This is a genomic window from Advenella sp. EE-W14, from assembly GCF_012923605.1.
GTDB lineage: Bacteria > Pseudomonadota > Gammaproteobacteria > Burkholderiales > Burkholderiaceae_B > Advenella > Advenella alkanexedens.
This window is the reverse complement of sequence record NZ_JAAVNG010000023.1, coordinates 1-6,626: the sequence shown is the minus strand read 5'-3', so window position 1 is coordinate 6,626 and position 6,626 is coordinate 1. Positions and strand designations below refer to the sequence as shown.

The 6,626-nt window shown below is 42.3% G+C and carries 5 protein-coding genes and 1 pseudogene; 4 read left to right on the top strand and 2 right to left on the bottom strand.

The genetic code is table 11. From position 1 onward, the window contains the following. Positions 1-368: 368 nt before the first annotated feature. The 3 genes and pseudogenes from HCX92_RS14735 (at position 369) to HCX92_RS14725 (ending at position 3,062) form a co-directional block, all read left to right on the top strand. A complete protein-coding gene (locus HCX92_RS14735) occupies positions 369-971 on the top strand; it encodes a hypothetical protein (protein WP_169295720.1) in 603 nt (200 codons plus the stop codon). Beyond that, positions 950-1,399 (top strand): annotated as a pseudogene (locus HCX92_RS14730) (transposase); the annotation flags it as partial. The gene HCX92_RS14735 and the pseudogene HCX92_RS14730, both read left to right, overlap by 22 nt. Before the next feature lie 622 nt (positions 1,400-2,021). Continuing rightward, complete coding sequence (locus HCX92_RS14725; protein ID WP_169295718.1) at positions 2,022-3,062, top strand: IS481 family transposase; 1,041 nt, start codon at positions 2,022-2,024, stop codon at positions 3,060-3,062. A 64-nt stretch (positions 3,063-3,126) separates the two neighbouring features. On the opposite strand, the gene HCX92_RS14720 is transcribed toward HCX92_RS14725, so the two are convergent. Then, entirely contained in the window at positions 3,127-4,326 is a 1,200-nt protein-coding gene (locus tag HCX92_RS14720; RefSeq protein ID WP_169295717.1) for an IS256 family transposase, read from the bottom strand. 102 nt (positions 4,327-4,428) lie between these two features. Further along, positions 4,429-5,169 carry a PmeII family type II restriction endonuclease gene (locus tag HCX92_RS14715; protein WP_371808432.1) on the bottom strand — a complete coding sequence of 247 codons (741 nt, stop codon included), beginning with the start codon at positions 5,167-5,169 and terminating at the stop codon, positions 4,429-4,431. A 90-nt stretch (positions 5,170-5,259) separates the two neighbouring features. Between HCX92_RS14715 and dcm the strand changes: the two genes are divergently transcribed. Beyond that, positions 5,260-6,549, top strand: a complete 1,290-nt coding sequence (dcm, locus tag HCX92_RS14710; protein WP_169295716.1) for a DNA (cytosine-5-)-methyltransferase — start codon at positions 5,260-5,262, stop codon at positions 6,547-6,549. Positions 6,550-6,626: the final 77 nt, after the last annotated feature.

Below are 6,626 nucleotides of genomic sequence, written 5' to 3'. Positions count from 1 at the left end.
AGCGAATCTTTCGCCTGTGAACTACGAGCGGCAATACTTTTCTGAGGCAACAAACTGTCTATGAAAGCCTGGCCGATTCAGTTTGGCATGGGTCTACTAATAGAGGGAGTTGGCTTTTTAATAAGACAGCAAAACGCGATCTAGGGTATCAAGAGGCTACAGTAGAGTCTGTTGCTGGTGGTTATACGAATCCCAATGCCTTTTGTCCTGTGTGCGGAGATGCTGTTTATTTTTATGAGTCTCCCTATGGGGGAAGAATTTTTTTTGATGAGCTCGGTCCTCCATGGCCCAAGCATCCCTGCACTTATCACGGGGTACTGAAAGAAAGCAATGAGGGCATCTTATGGCATAAGAATGGGTGGGGATCCTTGTCCGCAGTATCTATTACTAGTAGTCAAGCCGATAAAACGCTTTATTCAATAAAAGGTAAGCATGATGGTACTTCCCATCAGCTCTATTTTTTGTCACATAAGCCAGTTATGGCAGATATAGTGCGCTATAAAAATACAGATCAGCCAGATACTTTTTTAGTATCTATCCTTTTTTATGATCCGCCATTTAATAGTTGGACTATCGTTGATATAAAAGCGTATGTGAGTAAGGAAGTTGCGTTAAGTGAGGGCGTTTTTGCAAGTTTCCAGCAAACATCTATAAGTCAAAAAAAAGAACCCGTCTATCAGTCTCCCGCTCTTAATGAAAAAAATATAGCGAAGAAGGGGGCTGAACCAAATCTTAAAGCGAAGATTTTTAAATGTAACTGGTGCTCTTATAAAGGAGCTAGTTTACTTGCTCTAGCTCAGCACTTATCAGATAAGCATGGATTTATTGCTTTGGGTACAGCTGAAAATATGACAGGAGCTTTTCTTATTCCAAAGGAGGTTTCCTCAAATAAAGATAAGATTGAGCAAAAAGAATTTTTAGAAACTGAACGTTTAAATCAGATTGAGCAGCGGACAATGGTTCTGCCATGAAAGGCTCCACCCTGTATGCCAAACTGGACAGTTTAGGCATTACGCCTTCGCATAGCCGCCCTCGCGTATCCAATGACAATGCGTATTCAGAATCGCTATTCCGAACCTGCAAATATCATCCACGGTTTCCAACCAATGGCTTTAACCAGATTGAAGATGCCCGGCAATGGGTTCATCAGTTTGTGCGATGGTATAACGAAGAACATCGTCATAGCCAAATCCGCTATGTCACACCGGCTCAGCGCCATGCAGGCCAGGATGAGGACATCCTAAGGACTCGGCACGAATTGTACCAACAGGCTCAACGTGCCAATCCCGCCCGCTGGTCAGGTCAGACACGTAACTGGCAACCGATTGGAGAAGTATGGCTTAATCCCGATAAAAACATGGAGATCATTCAACAGGAAAAAACGTTAGAGGCTGCATGATTCACGTTCCAACTAGGTTGACAAACACCGGGTGTAATGATAGACGGTTTACACAGTTTTAATTACAGGCTCCTCAAACACAGTATCTAGCAAAAATCGCATTTATTTTGCTCTAAATAGGCTAGTTAATTGCTCTTAATTTGCTATTAATATGATCAAAAATAGCTCTGTGCATGCTATTACATTGATCTGATAGCCTTTTGTCACAAACGTCTACGTTGAGTTCTGCCACATATGTGGCACAAAAAAACCGTGATTTATATGGTTTACCGGACGTTTGAAGCACATTTTGTAGTTGAACCTAAAAACTATTAAAAATGCTTAAAAGCCAGTATTTACGCCGCTTTTGACACCGCCGGAGGGGGTGCGTCATGTATGCGACTTTAAGGGCCACAATGCCCTTGGAGTCGCTGCCAGCCCCAGGCTGGCAATGTCGTTAATTTTAGATACCATCGAAGCTAAGAATACGACGTCTAGACAGATCAAAGGAAACTCTTATTTTTAATAAGCTGCAATTATCTGAACTAGTTTCGATTTGATCTGACAAATTTCTTGAAAAAAGGAGAGTTACCCGTTTGAATATAGGTGTCGAATCTTTATCCAAACAAAAAAGGTAACTCTCATGCTACATACTACCAATCCTATTATTAAACATAAAGCCGGTTTATTAAATCTGGCAGAAGAATTGCATAACGTGTCCCGAGCTTGCAAGGTAATGGGTGTTTCCAGAGACACATTTTATCGTTATCAGGAGCTAGTCAGCGAAGGCGGCGTAGACGCCCTGATCAATAAAAGCAAACGAGTGGCGAATGTAAAGAACCGTGTTGATGAGGTCATAGAACAGGCGGTGATACAGATGGCTATTGAATTTCCTGCTTACGGTCAACAACGTGTCAGCAATGAACTCAGAAAACGAGGCACGTTTGTTTCAGGCAGCGGAGTGCGTTCAGTTTGGCTTAGAAACGATCTGGAGAACTTTAAAAAACGATTAAAAGCACTGGAAGAGCGAGTTGCTCGCGACGGCATTATCCTGACTGATAACCAGGTTGCGGCCCTGGAACGCAAGCAACAGGATGATGAAGCCTGCGGTGAAATTGAAACCCATCACCCTGGTTACCTGGGTTCACAAGACACTTTTTATGTGGGTAATCTTAAAGGTGTTGGCCGCATCTACCAGCAAACCTATGTAGATACTTACTCAAAGATTGCCCATTGCAAGCTGTATACGACCAAGACCCCGATTACAGCAGCGGATTTGCTCAATGACCGGGTATTGCCGTTTTATAAAGAGCAAGACTTGCCGGTATTACGTATTCTGACTGATCGCGGTACGGAGTTCTGCGGCCGGGTTGATCAGCATGATTATCAGTTGTATCTGGCAGTCAATGATATTGACCATAGCAAAACCAAAGCCATGTCGCCGCAGACCAATGGCATTTGTGAACGCTTCCACAAAACCATTCTTCAGGAATTCTACCAAATTACTTTTAGGAAAAAGCTTTACAGCAATCTGGAGTCTTTGCAAAAAGATCTGGACGAATGGCTGGAATTTTATAACAATGAACGGACTCATCAAGGCAAGATGTGCTGCGGCAGAACGCCAATGCAAACTTTGCTGGATGGTAAGGCGGTTTGGGACTCAAAAAATATGAGCCAAATCTAATCTGACAGGCACTGGATAAAAAACGGGTAACGAGGGTGTAAATAATTCTGTGTAACCGCCTGGGTTATACATAATCGCTGATGCGATCCTCGAACTCAATGATAAACCGATTCAGTGCAAGCTTCCAGTTGCGAATGGGCATGGTCCATTTTTTGGACGCATCCATGATAGCAAGGTAAACCACCTTTCTGGCTGAATCATCTGTCGGGAATAGTTTACGCTTGCTGATGGCCTTGCGAATGACGCTGTTTAGGGATTCGATGGCATTGGTGGTGTAAATGGCTTTTCGAATGTCCTCCGGATAGCGAAACAGAGTGTTCAGATTCGGCCAGTGGGCACGCCAGCTGCGGCTGATCTGCGGATATTTGTCATCCCATTGCTGGGCAAACAGCTCCAGTTCCCGCAAGGCTTCCTGCTCGGTGACAGACTGGTAAATACGCTTGAGCCCGGCAGCAACCGCCTTGTAGTCCTTGTAGGGCACGTACTTCATCGCGTTGCGGACCATATGGACAATGCACAGCTGGATTTGGGTCTGCGGATACGCTGCACTGATCGCATCTGGGAAGCCTTTGAGTCCATCTACGCAGGCAATAAGGATGTCCTTGACGCCACGGTTTTGCAACTCCGTCAACACACCCAGCCAGAACTTGGCGCCCTCGTTTTCAGACAGCCACATGCCCAGCAGTTCCTTATGGCCTTCCAGATTGACGCCCAGCGCCAGATAAATGGCTTTGTTGATGACCTGCTTGTCCTGTCGGATCTTGACCACAATGCAGTCCAGGTAGACGATCGGGTAAACCGATTCCAGCGGGCGTGATTGCCACTCATCCACCTTGTCGATCACCGCTTCGGTGACTTTGGAGATCAGGGTGGGTGAGATGTCGGCACCGTACATTTCCTTGAAGGTGGCCACAATTTCACGGGTCGTCATGCCTTTGGCGTACAGACTCAGGATCTTGTCATCCATCGAGGTAAAACGTGTCTGGCCTTTTTTAACCAGCCTGGGCTCAAAGCTGCCGTCACGGTCTCGGGGGGTGTTCAACTCAAATTGGCCATCTTCTGTCTTGGCTGTGTAACCATTACGGCTGTTGATGTTCTCTGAAGCCTGATGCCGCTCGTAGCCCAGATGCTCGTCAAGCTCGGCATTCAGGGCGACCTCTACCGTAATCTTGGTCAGCATCTGGCTGAATTCATTCAGGTCTTTTTCGGTCTTCAAGCCTTTGGCCGCTTCCCGGGCAAACGCTTCCAGTTTCTTTTTATCCATGTGATCTATCCTTTTCCCTGTATGGGTGTAATGATAGACGGTTTACACAGTTTTAATTACAGGCTCCGGGTAACTGTCAGATCATGTTTGAGCTAGTACAAATTATCCAACAATTTCTTTAATTACATCAGTCTCAACTAAAGCTTCCACAACAGTATTGATCAGTTGCTCGCCCTTTACACCTGCTCCAACATTGCTAATAGTCACATATATTTCATGATAAAAATCTTTATTTCCTGTTAAGTGATACCAAAACTCTTTACCTATATAAATTGGATAATCATGCGTATCCCTCAGTTTTTTATAATGAGCATTTAATTCATGTTCTTCACCGTATAAAATGCCTACAACTAAATCATGCTGTTGAACCGGCAAATTATTTGTTTTTCCTAGGTTCCTAGCATCTCTAAAATGGTTATGAACTGTAACTACATCGTCTTTATTGATCGTTTGAGGTCCTGCTTTGACTTGACAGTACTTTTTCCTTCCATCAACTGCATCTATAAACTCAATATCAATTCCACGTGTAGTTGAACCATAAACCTCCTTTAAAACATCTGATATAAATCTTTGCATTAAAGTACCGAAAGAGGTAGTTATGGATGTTCCTAAAACTCTCGGATAAATTAATACCCTTGCAACTGATTCTGGCGTCAATTCATCATATAAAAAACCTGCCAAATATGGAGTTAAAAAAGGATTTATATTAAATTCATTAGGATTTTTTAACTTTTCAGTATTAGCAATATGATTAACAACCACATTATTTTTAAACCACTCTGAAAATATTGCCAAAATTCTTTCTTGCTCCTCTCGGGGCATCACGTGCATAGGTTGGGTCACTGTACGGCCTTTTGGTAAAAAATAGTGCGAAAAAAAATTATTTCAGGTATCATCAGTAACCATGCACACAACCTTAAACACGGTTATTAAATGAAACCTTTTTATACACTTGCAGAAGTTGCTGACATTTTATCTGTTTCTAAAGAAACTCTCCGTCGTTGGGACAAATCCAAAAAATTAACTTCTATACGTCATCCAATAAATAACTATCGTGTCTACAAAGCTGAGGACTTAGCAAAATTCGAAAAAATTGGATTTCTATTCAAAGAACCTAGTCCCCAAAAAAATGAACGCCCAATGAAAAATTTTACTTCAATAGAACTATTTGCTGGGGCAGGTGGTCTTGCCCTTGGTTTAGAAAATGCTGGATTGCATTGCCAACTTCTTTCTGAAATTAATAAAGACGCCTGCCAAACATTAAAAATAAATCGGCCAAATTGGAATGTCATTGAAGGTGACGTAGCAAAAATCGATTTTTCACCCTTTGAAGGAAAAATTGATGTACTTACTGGTGGATTTCCATGCCAAGCTTTTTCATATGCAGGTAAAAGACTAGGTTTTGAGGATGCTCGAGGAACCCTTTTTTTTGAATTTGCCAGAGCAGTCAAAGAAGTAAAACCTTTAATTTGCGTAGGAGAGAATGTTCGAGGTCTATTAGCTCATGACAATGGAAAAACCATTGCGGGTATGGTCTCAATTTTGGATGAGTTAGGGTACGATGTTATTCAACCAAAAGTGTTAAAAGCTATCTTCCACCGTGTACCTCAAAAAAGAGAACGAGTTTTTATTGTTGGAATCAGAAAAGATTTAAATGTAAATTTTGAATGGCCTACACCACACAATGAGGTTTTCACAGTCAAAGACGCACTTAAAAAAGGACGTTTATATGACTCAGACGTCCCAGAGTCTGCAGGTCAAACATACCCTGAAAGCAAAAAAAAGATCATGGAATTGATCCCTCCCGGTGGCTATTGGAGAGATTTGCCAATTGATTTACAAAAATCATATATGAAAGGATCTTTTCATCTTTCTGGTGGTAAAACAGGGATGGCAAGAAGAATTTCCTGGGATGAACCCTGTCTGACCCTAACATGCGCTCCGGCACAGAAACAAACAGAGCGTTGTCATCCAGAAGAAACCAGGCCGTTTACTGTACGAGAATATGCCAGGATCCAGACTTTCCCCGATAATTGGGAATTCACAGGTTCCTTAACATCTCAATATGCTCAAATTGGAAATGCTGTTCCAGTAAACTTAGCTGAAGCAATAGGACATTCTATAGTTAACTCGTTGAATGAATATTATCGATCTTCAGAAAATGAAGGCAAAAAAAATTCAAGAATAGAAAAAAATCCACAAGATAAGCTAATATGTACTTGAATCGGCCAGGCTTTCATAGACAGTTTGTTGCCTCAGAAAAGTATTGCCGCTCGTAGTTCACAGGCGAAAGATTCGCT